Below are 15,762 nucleotides of genomic sequence, written 5' to 3'. Positions count from 1 at the left end.
ACCTTCACCACATCAGCAGAGAACCTTCATGGAAAAACGGCCCCCCACGACACCAGCGGCGAGCGGACCGCTCAAGGGCGTTCGCGTGCTCGACCTCACATCGGTCGTGCTCGGACCCGTTGCCACGCAGATCCTGGGCGACTATGGCGCCGAGGTCATCAAGGTCGAGCCGATCGAAGGCGATCTGATGCGCGCCAACGGTGTGTCGCGCCACGCCGGCATGAGTTCGATCTTCCTGGCCATCAATCGCAACAAGCGCTCCCTGGCGGTCGACCTCAAGAGCGCCGAAGGCCGGCAGATCCTGCTCGAACTCGCGGCGGACGCCGATGTCTTCGTGCACAACATGCGCGTTCCGGCCATCGAACGCCTGGGCCTGGGCTACGCCGCGCTGCGGGCGGTACGTCCCGACATCGTCTACTGCGCGGCCACCGGCTTCGGCCAGGACGGCCCGGACCATGCCAAGCCGGCGTTCGACGACATCATTCAGGCCGCCAGCGGTGTCGCGGGGCTGATGTGGCAGTCCACGGGAACGGCCGACTACGTGCCCACGCTGATGGCCGACAAGACCACCGGCATCGTGGTCGTCAATGCGGTGCTTGCGGCACTGTTCCATCGCGAGCGCACCGGAAACGGCCAGTACGTCGAAGTGCCCATGCTCGAGACGATGGTCGAGTTCACCATGGTGGAGCACATGGGCGGGCTCGCCTTCGATCCGTCGACCGCACCCGCGGGCTATGGGCGCGTGGTGAGCGGCGGGCGCAAGCCGGCGCCGACGTCGGACGGCTACATCGCCATGCTGCCGTACAGCCCGCAGCAGTGGCTCGCGCTGTTCCGCCGCGTGGGACGGGAAGACCTGGCGGGTGCCTACGACCTGTCGGACCGGCACAAGCTCAACGCGAGCGTTCGCGAGCTCTATCGCGAGCTCCACAGCCTGACACCGACGCGCAGCACCGCCGCGTGGGTCGCGATCTGCGAAGAGCTCGACATTCCCGCCACGCAGATCTGGCGCATCGACGACCTGCCCGAGCACCCGCACCTGAAAGCGGTCGGCATGTTCCAGCCGATGGACCATCCCTCGGAAGGCGCCCTGCGGACCACGCGGCCGGCCACGCTGTTCGGCGCCACGCCGGCGCAGATCCGCAGCGGTGCGCCGCTGCTCGGGCAGCACTCGAACGAGATCCTCGGGGAGCTGGGCTATGCCGGCGACCGGATCGACCGGCTGCTCAGCGCCGGCGTGGTCAAGGATGCCGCATCGCGTCGTTAGACTTCGGGCCCATGAGGACTGCCGCCAAATCGCCGAACACCACGCTCCCTCGCCGAACGCAGATGGAGCGCCGCGCAGCCGCTGAGGCACGCCTGCTGGAAGCGGCCCGCGAGATCGTGTCGCGCAAGGGGTGGGTCGGGATGACGCTGGCCGAAGTGGGCGAGGCGGCTGGCTACAGCCGGGGCCTGGCGGCGCATCATTTCGGAAGCAAGCCTGCGCTGCTGCGTGCGCTGGCTGCCTACATCAACCAGAACTTCATGCACGAGCTCGAGCGCAGCCCACCGGCCGACGAGGGCATGGCATCGTTGCTTTCCTTCGTGGACGTGTACCTGGGACGCGCCGATGGCGGATGGACCAACACCCGCGCCTTGCTGGTGCTGATGGCCGAGGCCACCACCGACGATTCCGAAACCGGCGAAAGCCTGGGGCGCTACAACCAGAGCGTGATCGACTTCCTGGCGTTGCACTTCCGGGCCGCCATCGCTGCAGGCGAAATGCGAAAGGGCGTCGATCCCGCCACAGCTGCTGTCATCGTGCTGGGGGCGCTGCGTGGCGTGATGCTGCAGGCGCTGCTGAAAGAATCGACGGTCGATTTGCGCGCGGTGCAAAAAGAGCTGTCGACGATGATTGTTCAAAGCTTCGCGCAAGACCCCGACGCATGGCAGGGGGCCCGCAGCCGCAATTCGCGGCCGAGGTGAGGGGCCGCGCCGGCTGCATCGAGTCGAACGCCGGGTTGCGGGCCGGGCCGCTGGCCTTGCGCCCAGGCAGGTGTCAGCCCGCCAGCCCCTTGTTCGGATTCAGCAGGAATTTCTCCCCGGTCGCCTGCTTCCCATACACCCCGATCGCATCCAGTTGCAGCGCCTCGACCAGCGACACCTCCCGCGTGTAGTGGCTGGCAAACGTCGTCTTCAGTTCCGCGATCACGCGCGAACGCAGCCGCTGCGTGCCTTCATCGCCCAGCTTCTGCAGGAACGGGAACAGCAGCCAGCCGCCCATGCCCCAGGCCATGCCGAAGTTGCGCACGAACTCGGTCGGGCTGCGGTCCAGGCCGCCGTAGATGTAGACCTGCTTGTGCGTGGTCGAGCCGTAGCGGCTGTATTCCTTGGCCGTGCGGTTCAGCGCCGCTTCCATGCAGCCGAGGATCTGGCCGGCCAGCTTGCCGCCGCCGGTGGCGTCGAAGGCCAGCGTGGCGCCGGTGGCGACCAGCGCGTCGGTCAGCTGCTCGAGGAAGTCCGGCGAGCTCGCATTGCAGACGTACTTCGCGCCGATGCCGCGCAGCAGCGCTTCCTGCTCGGGCTTGCGCACGATGTTGACGAGGTCGATGCCGTCCTTCTGGCAGATCTTGTTGAGCATCTGGCCCAGGTTGGACGCGGCCGCCGTGTGCACCAGCGCCTTGTGGCCTTCGCGCTTCATGGTCTCGACCATGCCCAGCGAGGTCAGCGGGTTCACGAAGCACGACGCGCCCTCGGCCGGCGTGGTGCCCGCCGGCAGCTCGAGGCACATCTGCACGGGCACCGCGCGGTACTGCGAGTACATCGCGCCGCCGATGGCCGCCACGGTCTTGCCCAGCAGCGCCTGTGCAGCCGGCGACGAACCGGCCTTGACCACCACGCCCGCACCTTCGTTGCCCACCGGCATCGACTGGTCGAGCCGCGCCGCCATCGAGGCGCGCGCGCGTTCGGGCACCGTGGCGGTGACGACGGGGCGGTCGGCGGTGCCGGAGGCCACGGCGGTGCTCATGTCGGCGGCGCCGAAGAGCAGGCCCAGGTCCGACGGGTTCATCGGCGAGGCCTCGACGCGGATCACCACCTCGTGGGCCTGCGGTTCGGGCATCGGGTCGTCGTGCAGGGAGAGTTCGAGTTCGCCGTTGGAACGGACGAGGGAGCGCAGTTGGAGTGCCATGGGAAAGCCCCTGTGAAAGGTCGTTCGGAGATGGCCATCGGCCACGGGGCGGCCAGTATAGGAGCGGGTGCGCGCGCCTGCTGGCGCCTTCAAGACACCATGGGGATCACCGGGGCATGGGCCAGCGCATGGCGCATCCGCAGCGGATCGAGCCGCTCGATGTAGCGCGGGATGTTGCGCCACAGCGTGTGGTACCCATAGCCGCCGCGCAGCATCTCCTGGCGCGCGCTGTCCTTGTCCCAGTCCTGCACGGCCATGCGGTAGACGGCCGCCACCACGCCCGTGCGGTCGGCGCCGTGCATGCAGTGGATGAGCACCGGCCCCTGCTTTTCGGCCTCGCGCATCGCGACCAGCGCGCGCAGCACCTTGGCGTCGTCGATGGCCCAGGTGTTGATCGGCACGCGCACCAGCCGGATGCCGCTGCCCGCAAACACCTTTCGGTCGTCGTTGAAGGAACGCAGGCTCACGACGGTGCGGATGCCCAGCGACTGCAGCGCCGCCACATTGGCGCGGCGCGGCTGCGCGCTGCGGTACAGCGTGGGCGTGATGCGGTGCAGGTTCTCGACCTGCAGGGCGTCGAGCGGATCGGCCCAGTGGTCGGGGCGCAGGTCGGCGGTGTCTTGCTTCATCGTGCGCGGCGCGGCCAGTGGCGACGCACCAGGATCAGCAGCGCCACCGCGAGCCCGCCCCAGTAGTCGACCGGCGCGCCCCACAGCCAGTGCTTGTGCCAGAAGGCCTTCACGGGATTGAAGTTCTCGAAGCCGAAGGCCGGGTTGATGAGAAACCACAGGAAGTCTTCGCAGACCCAGAACACGATCAGCCCCGCGAGCGCCAGCCCCCAGTCGCGCAGCGTCCAGCGCCCCTGGAAGGCCAGCGGCGAGAAGAACACCAGCATCATGAAGGTGAACACCCAGGCGTGGTACCCCGTCATCGCGCGCCCGCCCCAGAACAGGTCGAGCCAGATGTTGTTCTCGATGCGCCAGGTGGGCAGCGAGGTGGCCCAGCCGGCGCCGCCTTCGATCTGGATCTCGGCGTTGGCGAAGAAGAACGCCATCGTCACGACCCACGCGAGGTAGACCAGCGTGCGGCCGATGGGGGGCCGCGGCTCCACGGCTGCGCCGCTCATGCGCCGAGGCCCAGCACGCGCTGCAGCACCGCGCGCGCGGCCTGCGGCTTGCCCAGCGCGCGGCTGCGCGCGGCCATGGCCGCGAGCTTGGCGGGGTCGGCCATGAGGCGCGCGACCTTGTAGTCCAGGCCGATGGCGTCGTAGGCCAGCCAGGCGGCGCTTTCCTCCATGAGGAAGCCGGCGTTGTGTTCTTCCTGTCCCGGAATCGGCGAGATCAGCAGCATCGGCTTGCCCAGCGCCAGGCACTCCGACACCGTGAGGCCGCCGGGCTTGGTCACGACCAGGTCGGCCGCGGCCATCATCTTGTGCATCTCGTTCGTGAAGCCGACGGCCACCACGCGGCCCGGATGGCGCTGCGACAGCGCCTCCAGCCGCGCATGGGCTTCAGCGTTGCGGCCGGCCACGGCGATGACCTGGAACGGCGTGTCGCCGCCCAGCGCCAGCACGCGCTCGACCATGCTCGGCAGGTCGCCCACGCCGGCACCGCCCGAAGCCATCAGCAGCACCGGTCGCGCAGGGTCCAGGCCCAGCGCACTGGTGCAGGCCGCGTGCGCGAGCTCGGGCGCATCGGGCTCCGAAAAGGCCGGCATCACCGGAATGCCCGTGACATGCACGCGCTCGGGCGGAATGCCGCGCGCGCGCAGCCGGAAGGCGACTTCTTCCGTGGCCGCGAGGTAGCCCGTCATACCCGGCACCAGCCACATGTTGTGCAGGTCGTAGTCGGTGATCTGCAGCCACACGGGGCACTCGATGCGGCCCCGGTTGCGCTCGCGCATCAGCAGCTCGGCCGGCAGGAAGTGGGTGCAGATCACGGCGTCGGGCTTGGCGCGGCGGATCTCGCGCACCAGCGCCCCGGTGCTCAGGCGCTCGATGCCGCGGCGCAGCCGCTGCGAGGGCGCGTGGTGCGGCGTGACGTCGGTGCGCTGGTGCAGGTACGACCACAGCTCGGGCGCGCGGTTCACCAGCTGCAGGTACCAGTCGGTGTACACCTTGCGAAAGCCCGCCGGCACATGGGCCATGGCGTCGACATGCACCGCGGTGTGCGGCGCGAACGACTGGGCGAGGGTGGCTTCGAGCGCCTGGGCGGCGCGCACATGGCCGTTGCCGGCGCTCACACTGAGGATCAGGAGTTTGGTCATGGATTCGGCGGTCTGGTCGCCGGATTATGGACATGCCATGTGGCACGGCCGATGCACACGCGCCGTGCTGGAAGGATCACCGCATCAGAGCGGCGCCCGCGACGTGACGAGCTGATTCACGCCGGCGGCCGCCCGCTCGCGAATCGCCTCGAAGGTGGTGTTCGCGACGATGCGGCCGTTCTCGAACACCGTTTGCAGCAGATCGACCTGGCCGCTCGCCAGCGCTTCTTCGCGCAGCGTCTGCACTTCGCCGCGCGCATTGCGCACCAGCGCGAGCCGCCCCTTCTTCGAGGCCTTGTTCACATCGCCCACCGGCGACTTGTAGACATCGCGCCACTCGCCGTTCACCTGCATCGCCGAGCACTTCATCGCCCATTGCATGGTGTCGCGGTTGACCTGCTGCAGCAATCCGCCGCCCATGCCGAAGGAGATGTTCTCGGTCGAGAAGCCGTTGTGGAAGAAGTTCGAGAGGCACAGCCGCAGCGAGTCGAGGTTCACGCCGTCGCCCTGGATGATGCGCACGTTGTTCAGCACGCGGAACCCCTTGGCATTCGTCGTGGTGCCGAAGCGTTCGGCCAGGATCTGCGCCACCTTGAGCGTGGTTTCGGCCGGGTCGCCCGAGTCGGGCCGCACCACCAGCGTCGCGCCCGAGGCCACCACCTTGGCCTTGAGCTCGTCGCCCCAGATGCGCGCGCAGGCATTGAAGATGTCGTAGCTGTCGCTCACCACCGCGAAGGTCGTGCCGGGCTTGGCGAACTGGTCGACCATGTTGCTGTACGCGTCGGATTCATGGTCGCGGCCCCAGCCCGTGATGGTGCTGTGCTCGGCCGCGGGAATCGAGAAGCCCGCCACGTCGCAGTCGTAGTAACGACGCGCCGCCACCAAGGCGGCCAGCGTGTCGGTGCCCATGAAGTTGACCAGGTGGGCCATGCCGCCGAGCGCCGCCGACTCCAGGCTCGACACGCCGCGCGCGCCGAAGTCGTGCAGCCTGAACGCGATCTGGCCTTGCGGGTCGTCGCAGGTCGCTTCGAGGTAGCGCAGCAACGTGGTGCGTGCAGCGGCCGAGAGCGTGGCCACCGTGGTCGGATACCAGATGGCGCGCAGCAGTTCGGTTTCGAGAAAGCTCGTGACCCAGAAGAACTCGGGGTCGGTGTTCTCGATGGTCGCGAGCACGTTGTGCACCGGCAGCACGCTGCCCTCGGGCACCGCGCGGATGCGCACGGGCATCAGTCCGTCGTGCTTCTCGATCAGCCGCAGCCACCCTTCGCGGTTGAAGGGTTCGCCGTGCACGGCCATCATCGCGGCGGCCTCCTCGACGTCGCTGCGCGTCACCGGCGTCTGCAGGTACTCGCGCAGGTACGCCTGCAGGCCGAAGAACAGCGAATGGCTGAAGAGCCCGCCGCGCGATTCGATGTAGCTGTGCACGGTCTGCGTACCGGGCGGGTACTGCATCCAGTGCGACACCTTGTAGGAGTCGGTGCGCAGCAGCAGGTTGTTGCCCAGGGGCGAGGAGGTGAGGTTGCGGTTCATGTGAAAGCTCCTTTCACGTGGGCCCCGTCAACCGGAGCCCGTTCTTGCTGACAAAGCCTGGTCGTTCAGTTCTTGCCCAGGCCACCCAAAAAATGGTTTGCGATGAAGTAGTGGTCCTCGTAGATGCGGTCCGGCATCCCGAGGAACTCGGCGATCGGCACCCACCGCACTGCGGCCGCGTCGTCGTCGGCACGCACGTCCGACAGGCCCGTCCACTGGTTGTGGGCCAGCTCGAAGAAGAAGCCGTGCGTGATCGTGCGGCCGCGCTGCGAGCGGTCGGGCGCATCGAACACGTGGCTGGCCTTCATGCTGCCGTTGAGCACGGGCACGGGCACCTTGAGGCGGGTTTCTTCCTTCAGCTCGCGGATGGCCGCGTCCTGCAGCCGCTCGTGCTGGCCGACGAAGCCGCCAGGCAGCGCCCACGTGCCCTTGCCGGGGTGGAACTTGCGCTGCACCAGGAGGATGTGGCCGGCCTCGACCACGATGGCATCGACCGTGGTGTAGATCGGCGGAAAGTCGCTGCCCGCATAGCGGTACTTGTCGCGGTAGTCGACGAGGAAGGCGCGCTCGTCGCAGAGCTCGGCATAGTCGGCGGTGCCGGTGAACTTGTCGAGGAAGGCGGCGGTGCCGTCGGGCAGGTCGGCGCGTGCGAGCTGGCCGCGGTTCTCAGGATCGAAATAGAGGTTGCGCACGTCGGTGGCGTTGAGGCTTTCCACGCTGTGCTGGCCCACGAACTCCCAGTGCGGGAAGAGCTTGAGGTAGTAGCTGGAGCTGTCCTTCAGGTGTCCCACCAGCGCGACCTTGGCCTGCGCCGCGGGCACGTGGCCATCCTGCTGGATCAGCCGCTCGACGGCGGACTGGATCGACGCGATCCAGATCTGGTCGTTGTAGGGCGAGTCGCCGACGCCGACGACGCTCACGCGCATCTGCTCGCTGCCGCGCAGGCACGCGCGCACCATGCGTTCGCGTTCATCGAAGGTGAAGGGGTCCTTGACGCTGCGGGGCTTGCGGTCGGAGCCGACCACCACGATGACCCGATCGGCGGCGCGAAGGCCTTCTTCGATGAGTCGCTGGTGACCGAAATGAACGGGCTGGAAACGCCCGATGACGATGGCGTACTGAAACTTGCGTGTGTTTGGCATGCTCACTTGGGAATCCCCCAAAAAGGGCGCAATCAACTTGCGCCTAGATTCAGGATAGCACCGGTGCGACGCATCGATCAAGCGTTCCTGGCCCCACGGGGCAGGCGGCCGATGGCAAACGGCCAGATACTCGCAGGGCGCATTTGCTAGGATTTGCCCCCCCATGACCGAGCCCTCCACCTCCCCCCACGCGCCCGTGCGCCTCAACAAACGCATGGCCGAACTCGGCCTGTGCTCGCGCCGCGAGGCGGACGACTGGATCGCGCAGGGCTGGGTGCGCGTCAACGGCAAGCCCGCCGAGATGGGCGTGAAGGTCACGCCCAACGACCGCATCGAGGTCGACAAGGCCGCCAAGGGGCAGCAGGCGAACCAGGTCACGATCCTCATCAACAAGCCGATCGGCTACGTGAGCGGGCAGGCCGAGGACGGCCACGAGCCGGCGGTCACGCTCTTCACGCCGCAGAACCGCTGGTCGGAAGACAACGCGCGCTTCTTCTTCGGCCCGCAGCAGCTGCGCGGCCTGGCGCCGTGCGGGCGGCTGGACATCGACTCCACCGGCCTGCTCGTGATGACGCAGGACGGCCGCATCGCGCGCCAGCTCATCGGCGAAGACTCGACGATGGACAAGGAATACCTCGTGCGCGTGGCCTACCACGGCCTGGACCAGCCCGCGCCCACCGGCCAGCTGGTGCGCCTGGACGACGACGACCCGGTCACCACCAACGTGCAGGCGGTGTTTCCGCCCGCCATGCTGGCCCGGCTGCGGCACGGCCTGAGCCTGGACGGCCAGGCGCTCAAGCCGGCGCGCGTCGAATGGCAGAACCCCGAGCAGCTGCGCTTCGTGCTCACCGAAGGCAAGAAGCGCCAGATCCGCCGCATGTGCGAGTTGGTCGGCCTGAAGGTGGTGGGCCTGAAGCGCGTGCGCATCGGCAAGGTGATGCTCGGCAACCTGCCGGTGGGGCAGTGGCGCTACCTGGCGCCGCACGAGAAATTCTGACGACCTGCCCATGGCCGCGGTGCTGAGCCGGCGCGCGCTGAACCGGGCCACGCTCGCGCGGCAGATGCTGCTGGCGCGGCGCAAGGCGACGGTCGTGCAGGCCATCGAGAAGCTGGCCGGGCTGCAGGCGCAGGCGCCCAACCCGCCCTACATCGGCCTGTGGAGCCGGCTCGAAGGCTTTCACCGCGCGCAGCTGACCGACGCGCTGAAACGCCGCCGCATTGTGCGCATGTCGACGCTGCGCGCCACCCTGCACCTGATGACCGCCCCGGACGCGTGGGCCTGGCGGCCGCTGCTCGAGCCCGTGCACCAGCGCGGCCTGTCGGGCCTGCATGCGCGGGCACTCGAAGGCGTCGACCGCGCGGCCGTGGTGAAGGCGGGCCGTGCGCTGCTCGGCGACGGACCGCTCACCGGCACCGCCCTCGGCCAGGCGCTCGCCGCGCGCTGGAAAGACCACGCGCCGGCCTCGCTCGCCGCGCTCATCCGCAACAACGTGCCGCTGGTCCACCTGCCGCCCGCGGGCAGCTGGAACTCGCACCAGAACGCACTGCTGCAGCCGCTCGGTGACTGGTTGGGCGATGCCACCGCCGGGATCGCCGCCGCCACGCAGGACGACCTGCTCCTGCGCTACCTCGCCGCCTTCGGCCCCGCGACGCTGGCCGATGCCGGCGCGTGGTCGGGCCTCACGGGCTGGAAGGCCGTGGCCGATCGGCTGAGGCCGCAGCTGCGCGTGTTCACCGGCGACGAGGGCCAGGAACTCTTCGACCTGCCGCGCGCGCCGCGGCCCGACCCCGACACGCCCGCGCCGCCGCGCCTGGTCGCGGAGTGGGACAACCTGCTGCTCTCGCACGCCGACCGCCGCCGCGTGCTCGACGAGGCGCACCGCGCCCGCGTGTTCACCATCAACGGCATCGTGCGCGGCACGGTGCTGCTCGACGGCTTCGTGGCGGGCACCTGGAAGATCGAGCGCGCGACGCAAGCGGCCACCGTGGTGCTGGAGCCTTTCACGCGCTGGTCCGCGACCGATCGGCGTGGCGTGGAGGACGAGGCGCTGCGCCTGCTGGCCTTTGCCGCGGACACAGAGACCGAGCAGCACGCCGTCCGCGTCCTAAGCCCCGCCTAAGTCTTCGCGCCTACGCTGCGCCGAGGCGCAGGGCCCCTGACGATCATCCCGGTCGCGTGCTACCTTGCGCGCAAAGGAGTCGCCGCGATGCGCGTGCTGCTGGTGGAAGACGACGAAATGATCGGGCGCAGCCTGAAGCAGGCGCTCGAGGGCGCGGGCTGGTCGGCCGACTGGGTGCGCGACGGCGAACTGGCGCAAAGTGCCCTCGGCGACGGCGGCTACACCTGCGTGCTGCTCGACCTGGGCTTGCCCCGCCAGGACGGCACCGAGGTGCTGCGCCGCGCGCGCGAACGCGGCGACGCCACGCCCGTGCTGGTGCTCACCGCGCGCGATGGCCTGGACGACCGCATCCACAGCCTGGACCTGGGCGCCGACGACTACCTGCTCAAGCCCTTCGAGTTCCGCGAGCTGCTCGCGCGCATGCGCGCCGTGGTGCGCCGCCGCGACGGCGCCGCGCATTCGCTGATCGGCACCGCCGCGCTGCAGCTGGACCTCACGACGCGCGAGGTGGCCGTGAACGGCGTGCGCGAGGCGCTCACCGCGCGCGAGTTCGCGCTGCTGCATGCGCTGCTGGAGCGGCCCGGCGCCATCCTCTCGCGCGAGCAGCTCGAGAACCGCATCTACGGCTGGGGCGACGAAGTGACCAGCAACGCCATCGACGTGCTGATCCACGGCATGCGCCGCAAGCTCGGCGCCGACGCGATCCGCAACGTGCGCGGCCTGGGCTGGCGAGTGGCTGCATGACCGATGCCGCCCGCCGCTGGTGGCGTCCGCGTTCGCTGCGCACCCAGCTGCTGCTGTGGCTGGTCACGCTGCATGTGGTGGCGGCGGTGCTCACGGCGTGGTTCTCTTTCCTGGCCTACGGCAACCTCGTGCACAACGCACTCGACGACCAGATGCGGCTGGTGGCCGAGTCGTACGCGGGCAACGACCCGCCCAAGACCCCGCGCGCGATGGACGGCGAGGCGGCCTTCTCGCGCGGCGCCTTCGTGGTGCAGCTCTGGAGCGTTGATGGCGCTGTCTTGCGCGCGAGTTCGTGGCCCGCGCTGTCGGTGCCGCTGCAGCCCGGCAGCGGTTTCAGCGACGTGCGCGCCGAAGGGCCCGCGCATTCGCGCTGGCGCGTGTTCACGGCCGAGCCCGCGCCGCATGCCGACGCGCCGCGCGTGCAGGTGCTGCAGAACGAGGACTACCGCCATCGCCGCGCGCTGCGCCGCGCCCTGCTCGAAGGCCTGCCGATCGCGCTGCTGCTGCCGGCGGCGCTGCTGGTGCTGTGGCTCATCGTGTCGGCCGCCTCGCGCTCGCTGCGGGGCGTGGCGCGCGACGTGGCCTCGCAGGACGAGCGCCGCCCCACCGAGCTGTCGCTGGCGCGCGTGCCCGACGAGATCACGCCGCTGGTGGGCGCCTTCAACCACCTGCTGTCGCGCGTGCGCAGCGCCTTCGCCACGCAGCGGCGCTTCGTGCAGGACGCGGCGCACGAACTGCGCACGCCGATGGCCGCCATCGGCCTGCAGATCGAGAACCTGCGCGCGCATGTGCCGGCCGGCGAAGCCACCGAGCGCTTCAACCAGCTGGAGGCCGGCGTGACGCGCGCGCAGCATCTGATCGAGCAGCTGCTGCAGCTGTCGCGGCAGGACGCACCGCCCTCGGATGCGCCGGGCGAGCGGGTCGACATCGAGGCGCTGCTGCGCGAAAGCCTGGGCCAGCGCATGGTGTTGGCCGATGCGCGGCGCATCGACGTGGGCTTCGAAGGTCTGACCGATGCGGTGGTGACTGCTCCTGCCGCCGAACTGCGCAGCGTGTTCGACAACCTCATCGACAACGCGCTGCGCTATGCGCCCGAAGGCGGCGTGGTCGATGTGCGGCTGCACCGCGTCGACGGGCAGGCGGTGGTCGACGTGCTCGACAACGGGCCGGGCATTCCGCCGGCCGAACTGGAGCGCGTGTTCGACCGCTTCTTTCGCGTGCCGGGCGCGGCGGCGGGCGGCAGCGGGCTGGGCCTGGCGATCGCGCGCACGGCGGCCGAGCGGCATGGCCTGCGCATCGAGTTGCGCAACCGAGAGGACGGGCCGGGGCTGAGGGCGCGGGTGGTGCTGCCGACGTAGTCATCGCGTGGTGCTCACTCCCGGCTCATTCTTCGCTCACGCTGGCCTCAGTCAGGCTGCCTAGAGTGGCTGCAGGTCCTGCTGCGCGCGGTCCGCGCGACGGCACCGGATCGGAGACAACCTGCCCTCAGGAGAACACACCATGCGCACTTCGTTCCAGCTTCTCGCCGTTGCTTCCTTCGCCGCGTTCGCGGCGCTGGGCACGGTCAATGCCTCCGCCGAAACCACCGACGGTTCGGACTTCCACCCGCTGCAGATGAATTCGCCGGAGAACCCGGAGGTGCAGGCCGGCGCGATGGCGGCGGCACGTCCGAGCGGCACGGAGCCCATTGGGCAGTCGACGTCGGCGCCGGCGATCAATGGGATGACCCCGGTGTCCGACATCCAGGCCGGCGCCTATGCGGCGTCGCACCCGACGGGCACCGAGCCCATCGGGCAATCGACTTCACTGCCGATGGTGAAGTCGGGCAGCGGAAGCTGATTCCGCTGCCGGGGACTTACAAGCTCAGTCGTCGTTGCTGCTGAGCAGTGCGCGGTAGATCACCGCGCCGATGATCGCGCCCACGATCGGGGCGACCCAGAACAGCCACAGCTCCGACACCGCATACGACGGGCCGAACAGCGCCGGGCCGGTGCTGCGCGCCGGGTTCACCGAGGTGTTGGTCACGGGGATCGACACCAGGTGGATCAGCGTCAGGCACAGGCCGATGGCCATGCCCGCGAAGCCTGCGGCCGCGCGCTTGGCGGTGGCACCCAGGATCACGATCAGGAACACGGCGGTCATCACCACTTCGCTGATCAGCGCGGCCGTCATGCCGTACTTGCCGGGCGAGTGCTCGCCGTAGCCGTTGGTGGCAAAGCCGCCGATGTCCGCGCCCGGCTTGCCGGTGGCGATCAGGTACAGCACGCCGGCTGCGGCGATGGCGCCCAGCACCTGCGACACGATGTAGCCCGGCAGCTGCCCGGCCTTGAAGCGGCCTGCGGCTGCGAGGCCGATCGACACGGCCGGGTTGAAGTGGCCGCCCGAGATCGGACCGAGCGCATAGGCGCCCGTGACCACGGTCAAACCGAAGGCCAGCGAGACGCCGAGCAGGCCGATGCCGACGCCCGGAAAGGCCGCCGCCAGAACTGCGCTTCCGCAGCCTCCGAGCGTGAGCCAGAAAGTACCAATGAATTCTGCAGACCACTTTTTGTAGGTACTGTGTTCCATAACGCTCCATCCTGAAGTTGAGAAAGCACGCACGGCGGGAGCCGAACGCGGGCCGCATTCTAGGAACGGGAATTGGAGGCGTCGAGCAAACCGGCGCGCTTAGCGGCAACTGTTCACGAATGCTGTGGATTTGTGCCCTGCAGCATTTGCAAATGGTCGGGCGATGGCGGGGCCGCGTCACATCGTCGTCATGCCATCGTCACGACGACCTTGCCGAACGCGCCGCGTTCCAGGTGGTCGAGCGCGGCAGGCAGTGCGTCGAAGCCGTAGCGCGCCGCGATCACCGGCTTGAGCGCGTTCGCATCGACCGCGCGCACCAGCTCTTCGAGCGCGCGCCGGTGGCCGACGCCGATGCCCTGCACCGTCACGCGGCCGAGCACCATCGCGTAGAACGACGCGCTCAGCGTGTCGCCGCCGAGCATGCCGATGATCGACACGCGCCCGCCCTGCTTCACGGCCTGCAGCGAGCGGTCGAGGTCGGGGCCGCTGGAGAGTTCGAGCACATGGTCGGCACCGCGCCCCTGCGTGAGCCGGCGCACTTCGGCGGGCCAGTCGCTGTCGCGCGCCAGCACGTGCGTGGCGCCGAGCGCGCGCGCCGCGGCCTGCTTGTCGGCGCTGCCCGTCACCACGATGGCCTGCGCGCCGTGCAGCCGCGCAAGCTGCAGGCCGAACAGCGCGACACCGCCGGTGCCGTGGACCAGCACCGTCTCGCCCGCGCGCAGGGCGCCGGTCTCCACCAGCGCGAACCACGCCGTGAGGCCGGCGCAGGGCAGCGTGCTCGCTTCCTCGAGGCTCAGCGTGGCGGGCGCGGCCACGGCCCAGTTCGCATCGATGCACACGTGCGAGGCCAGCATGCCCGGCCCGGGGCCGCCGAGCAGCGTGGTGTCGGCGTGCCAGTGGCTGTCGGTCCAGCCGCCCCAGAAGGTGTTGATCACGCGGTCGCCCACGGCAAAGCGATGTACGCCCGGGCCCACGGCCGCCACCGTGCCCGCCATGTCCGAGCCGGGCGTGAAGGGCAGCTCGAGCGCCATGCCCATGCCGTCGCGCACCATGAGCAGGTCGCGGTAGTTGAGCGCCACCGCGCCCACGCGCACGAGGATCTGGCCCGCGCCCGGCGAGGGCATCGGCGCTTCGGCCTGTGCGAGGTGGGCGCGGCCCAGTCGGGGAAGCTGCCAGCGGCGCAGCACATCGGGTTCATGCATCGGAAAAGGCTCCATCGGAAAAGATCGGCCTCGATGCTATTGACGATGAAAACGATCCGGTGGTGGATAATTTTCCGAAGAATGGTGCTTGAAAGTATCCAATGAGCCAACGCCTGCAAGGCATCGAGGAGTTCGTCGCGGCGGTGGAGGCGGGCAGCTTCGCGCTCGCCGCGCAGCGCCTGCACGTCACCCGCTCGGCCGTCGCCAAGAGCATCGCGCGGCTCGAGGCGCGGCTGGACACGCGCCTCTTCTTGCGCACCACGCGCAGCCAGAGCCTCACCGAGGAAGGGCACGGCTACTACGAGCGCTGCCGCCGTGCGCTGGCCGAGCTGGAGGCGGCCGAGGCGCTCACCGACGCCGCGCGCCACACGGCCGCCGGCCTCGTGCGCCTGAGCATGCCGGCGATGCTGGGGCGGCTCAAGGTCGGGCCGCTGCTGCTGGCCCTGGCGCGCCAGCATCCGCAGCTGTCGCTGGAGCTGGCGTTCAACGACCGGCGCGTCGACCTCGTGGAAGAGGGGCTCGACCTGGCCATCCGCAGCGGCGAACTCGACGACAGCGCGGGCCTCGTGGCGCGGCCGGTCGGCGTGCAGTGGATGCTGCTGTGCGCCGCGCCCGCGTACCTGGCCGAGCGCGGCCATCCGCGCGACTTTGCGGCACTGGTCGCGCCGCACGAGGCCGTGTACTACGCCCGCGACGGGCAGGTCTCGCCCTGGCGCTTTCGCGAGGGCGACGCGGAGGTGGAGGCCGCGCTGCCCTCGCGGCTGCGCTGCGACAGCGCCGAGGTGCTGCTGGAGGCCGCCATCGGCGGCATGGGCCTGGCGCGGTTGCCGGCCTGGCTGGCGGCCGACGCGCTCGCGGCTGGCACGCTGGTTCGGGTGTTCGACGAGCCCGAGCCTTTCGGTTTTCCGCTGCACGTGATCCGCACGCCGAGCCGCTACCTGCCGCTGAAGACGCGCGTGGTGATCGACTGGCTGGTGGAGCACCTGCCGCCGCTGCTGGCGGCGCGCTGACCTCAGGCACCCAAG

Annotated in this window: 16 protein-coding genes; 8 read left to right on the top strand and 8 right to left on the bottom strand. The window is 69.6% G+C overall.

Annotated elements, in window-relative coordinates; translation table 11 throughout:
* Nucleotides 1–28 precede the first annotated feature (28 nt).
* The gene (locus ACAM42_RS31745; RefSeq protein WP_369630522.1) at nt 29–1,264 is read left to right on the top strand and encodes a CaiB/BaiF CoA transferase family protein; all 1,236 of its coding nucleotides are present in this window, start codon (nt 29–31) and stop codon (nt 1,262–1,264) included.
* A gap of 62 nt (nt 1,265–1,326) precedes the next feature.
* On the top strand, nt 1,327–1,962 hold the full coding sequence (locus tag ACAM42_RS31740; protein WP_369630521.1) for a TetR/AcrR family transcriptional regulator: 636 nt from the start codon (nt 1,327–1,329) through the stop codon (nt 1,960–1,962).
* Between the two features lie 73 nt (nt 1,963–2,035).
* On the opposite strand, the gene ACAM42_RS31735 is transcribed toward ACAM42_RS31740, so the two are convergent.
* From ACAM42_RS31735 to ACAM42_RS31710, 6 genes are all read right to left on the bottom strand, one after another.
* Entirely contained in the window at nt 2,036–3,166 is a 1,131-nt protein-coding gene (locus tag ACAM42_RS31735) for a zinc-binding dehydrogenase (RefSeq protein ID WP_369630520.1), read from the bottom strand.
* A gap of 89 nt (nt 3,167–3,255) precedes the next feature.
* Complete coding sequence (locus ACAM42_RS31730) at nt 3,256–3,795, bottom strand: dual specificity protein phosphatase family protein (protein WP_070063032.1); 540 nt, start codon at nt 3,793–3,795, stop codon at nt 3,256–3,258.
* Entirely contained in the window at nt 3,792–4,292 is a 501-nt protein-coding gene (locus tag ACAM42_RS31725; protein WP_095747101.1) for a hypothetical protein, read from the bottom strand. The genes ACAM42_RS31730 and ACAM42_RS31725 overlap by 4 nt, the downstream gene beginning before the upstream one ends.
* Nucleotides 4,289–5,431, bottom strand: a complete 1,143-nt coding sequence (locus tag ACAM42_RS31720; protein WP_369630519.1) for a glycosyltransferase — start codon at nt 5,429–5,431, stop codon at nt 4,289–4,291. Before ACAM42_RS31720 ends, ACAM42_RS31725 begins: the two co-directional genes overlap by 4 nt.
* A gap of 84 nt (nt 5,432–5,515) precedes the next feature.
* On the bottom strand, nt 5,516–6,961 hold the full coding sequence (locus tag ACAM42_RS31715; protein WP_139700490.1) for a nicotinate phosphoribosyltransferase: 1,446 nt from the start codon (nt 6,959–6,961) through the stop codon (nt 5,516–5,518).
* 65 nt (nt 6,962–7,026) lie between these two features.
* Entirely contained in the window at nt 7,027–8,103 is a 1,077-nt protein-coding gene (locus ACAM42_RS31710; protein WP_062480685.1) for a bifunctional nicotinamide-nucleotide adenylyltransferase/Nudix hydroxylase, read from the bottom strand.
* A 163-nt stretch (nt 8,104–8,266) separates the two neighbouring features.
* On the opposite strand from ACAM42_RS31710, the gene ACAM42_RS31705 reads away from it, so the two are divergent.
* From ACAM42_RS31705 to ACAM42_RS31685, 5 genes are all read left to right on the top strand, one after another.
* Nucleotides 8,267–9,100, top strand: coding sequence for a pseudouridine synthase (locus tag ACAM42_RS31705; protein ID WP_062480682.1), 834 nt, complete (start codon nt 8,267–8,269; stop codon nt 9,098–9,100).
* A 10-nt stretch (nt 9,101–9,110) separates the two neighbouring features.
* On the top strand, nt 9,111–10,223 hold the full coding sequence (locus ACAM42_RS31700; protein ID WP_369630518.1) for a winged helix DNA-binding domain-containing protein: 1,113 nt from the start codon (nt 9,111–9,113) through the stop codon (nt 10,221–10,223).
* Nucleotides 10,224–10,310: 87 nt separating this feature from the next.
* Nucleotides 10,311–10,967 (top strand): response regulator transcription factor, encoded by a 657-nt coding sequence (locus ACAM42_RS31695; protein ID WP_099793665.1) that lies wholly within the window; start codon nt 10,311–10,313, stop codon nt 10,965–10,967.
* Nucleotides 10,964–12,325 carry a sensor histidine kinase gene (locus ACAM42_RS31690; RefSeq protein ID WP_369630517.1) on the top strand — a complete coding sequence of 454 codons (1,362 nt, stop codon included), beginning with the start codon at nt 10,964–10,966 and terminating at the stop codon, nt 12,323–12,325. The genes ACAM42_RS31695 and ACAM42_RS31690 overlap by 4 nt, the downstream gene beginning before the upstream one ends.
* A 142-nt stretch (nt 12,326–12,467) precedes the next feature.
* Entirely contained in the window at nt 12,468–12,806 is a 339-nt protein-coding gene (locus ACAM42_RS31685; protein WP_369630516.1) for a hypothetical protein, read from the top strand.
* Between the two features lie 24 nt (nt 12,807–12,830).
* On the opposite strand, the gene aqpZ is transcribed toward ACAM42_RS31685, so the two are convergent.
* Entirely contained in the window at nt 12,831–13,535 is a 705-nt protein-coding gene (aqpZ, locus tag ACAM42_RS31680) for an aquaporin Z (RefSeq protein ID WP_095747097.1), read from the bottom strand.
* A gap of 188 nt (nt 13,536–13,723) precedes the next feature.
* Nucleotides 13,724–14,737, bottom strand: coding sequence for an NAD(P)-dependent alcohol dehydrogenase (locus ACAM42_RS31675; protein ID WP_369630515.1), 1,014 nt, complete (start codon nt 14,735–14,737; stop codon nt 13,724–13,726).
* Nucleotides 14,738–14,838: 101 nt separating this feature from the next.
* On the opposite strand from ACAM42_RS31675, the gene ACAM42_RS31670 reads away from it, so the two are divergent.
* Nucleotides 14,839–15,747: a LysR substrate-binding domain-containing protein gene (locus ACAM42_RS31670; RefSeq protein WP_369630514.1), complete on the top strand. Its 909-nt coding sequence runs from the start codon at nt 14,839–14,841 to the stop codon at nt 15,745–15,747.
* Nucleotides 15,748–15,762 lie beyond the last annotated feature (15 nt).

This window comes from Variovorax sp. V35 (assembly GCF_041154465.1).
GTDB lineage: Bacteria > Pseudomonadota > Gammaproteobacteria > Burkholderiales > Burkholderiaceae_C > Variovorax > Variovorax boronicumulans.
This window is presented reverse-complemented; position numbering and strand designations above follow the sequence as displayed.

Coding starts and splice junctions, on each gene's coding strand:
- ACAM42_RS31745 (WP_369630522.1), top strand. CDS start 29: ATGGAAAAACGGCCCCCCACGACACCAGCGGCGAGCGGACCGCTCAAG.
- ACAM42_RS31740 (WP_369630521.1), top strand. CDS start 1,327: ATGGAGCGCCGCGCAGCCGCTGAGGCACGCCTGCTGGAAGCGGCCCGC.
- ACAM42_RS31735 (WP_369630520.1), bottom strand. CDS start 3,166: ATGGCACTCCAACTGCGCTCCCTCGTCCGTTCCAACGGCGAACTCGAA.
- ACAM42_RS31730 (WP_070063032.1), bottom strand. CDS start 3,795: ATGAAGCAAGACACCGCCGACCTGCGCCCCGACCACTGGGCCGATCCG.
- ACAM42_RS31725 (WP_095747101.1), bottom strand. CDS start 4,292: ATGAGCGGCGCAGCCGTGGAGCCGCGGCCCCCCATCGGCCGCACGCTG.
- ACAM42_RS31720 (WP_369630519.1), bottom strand. CDS start 5,431: ATGACCAAACTCCTGATCCTCAGTGTGAGCGCCGGCAACGGCCATGTG.
- ACAM42_RS31715 (WP_139700490.1), bottom strand. CDS start 6,961: ATGAACCGCAACCTCACCTCCTCGCCCCTGGGCAACAACCTGCTGCTG.
- ACAM42_RS31710 (WP_062480685.1), bottom strand. CDS start 8,103: ATGCCAAACACACGCAAGTTTCAGTACGCCATCGTCATCGGGCGTTTC.
- ACAM42_RS31705 (WP_062480682.1), top strand. CDS start 8,267: ATGACCGAGCCCTCCACCTCCCCCCACGCGCCCGTGCGCCTCAACAAA.
- ACAM42_RS31700 (WP_369630518.1), top strand. CDS start 9,111: ATGGCCGCGGTGCTGAGCCGGCGCGCGCTGAACCGGGCCACGCTCGCG.
- ACAM42_RS31695 (WP_099793665.1), top strand. CDS start 10,311: ATGCGCGTGCTGCTGGTGGAAGACGACGAAATGATCGGGCGCAGCCTG.
- ACAM42_RS31690 (WP_369630517.1), top strand. CDS start 10,964: ATGACCGATGCCGCCCGCCGCTGGTGGCGTCCGCGTTCGCTGCGCACC.
- ACAM42_RS31685 (WP_369630516.1), top strand. CDS start 12,468: ATGCGCACTTCGTTCCAGCTTCTCGCCGTTGCTTCCTTCGCCGCGTTC.
- aqpZ (WP_095747097.1), bottom strand. CDS start 13,535: ATGGAACACAGTACCTACAAAAAGTGGTCTGCAGAATTCATTGGTACT.
- ACAM42_RS31675 (WP_369630515.1), bottom strand. CDS start 14,737: ATGCATGAACCCGATGTGCTGCGCCGCTGGCAGCTTCCCCGACTGGGC.
- ACAM42_RS31670 (WP_369630514.1), top strand. CDS start 14,839: ATGAGCCAACGCCTGCAAGGCATCGAGGAGTTCGTCGCGGCGGTGGAG.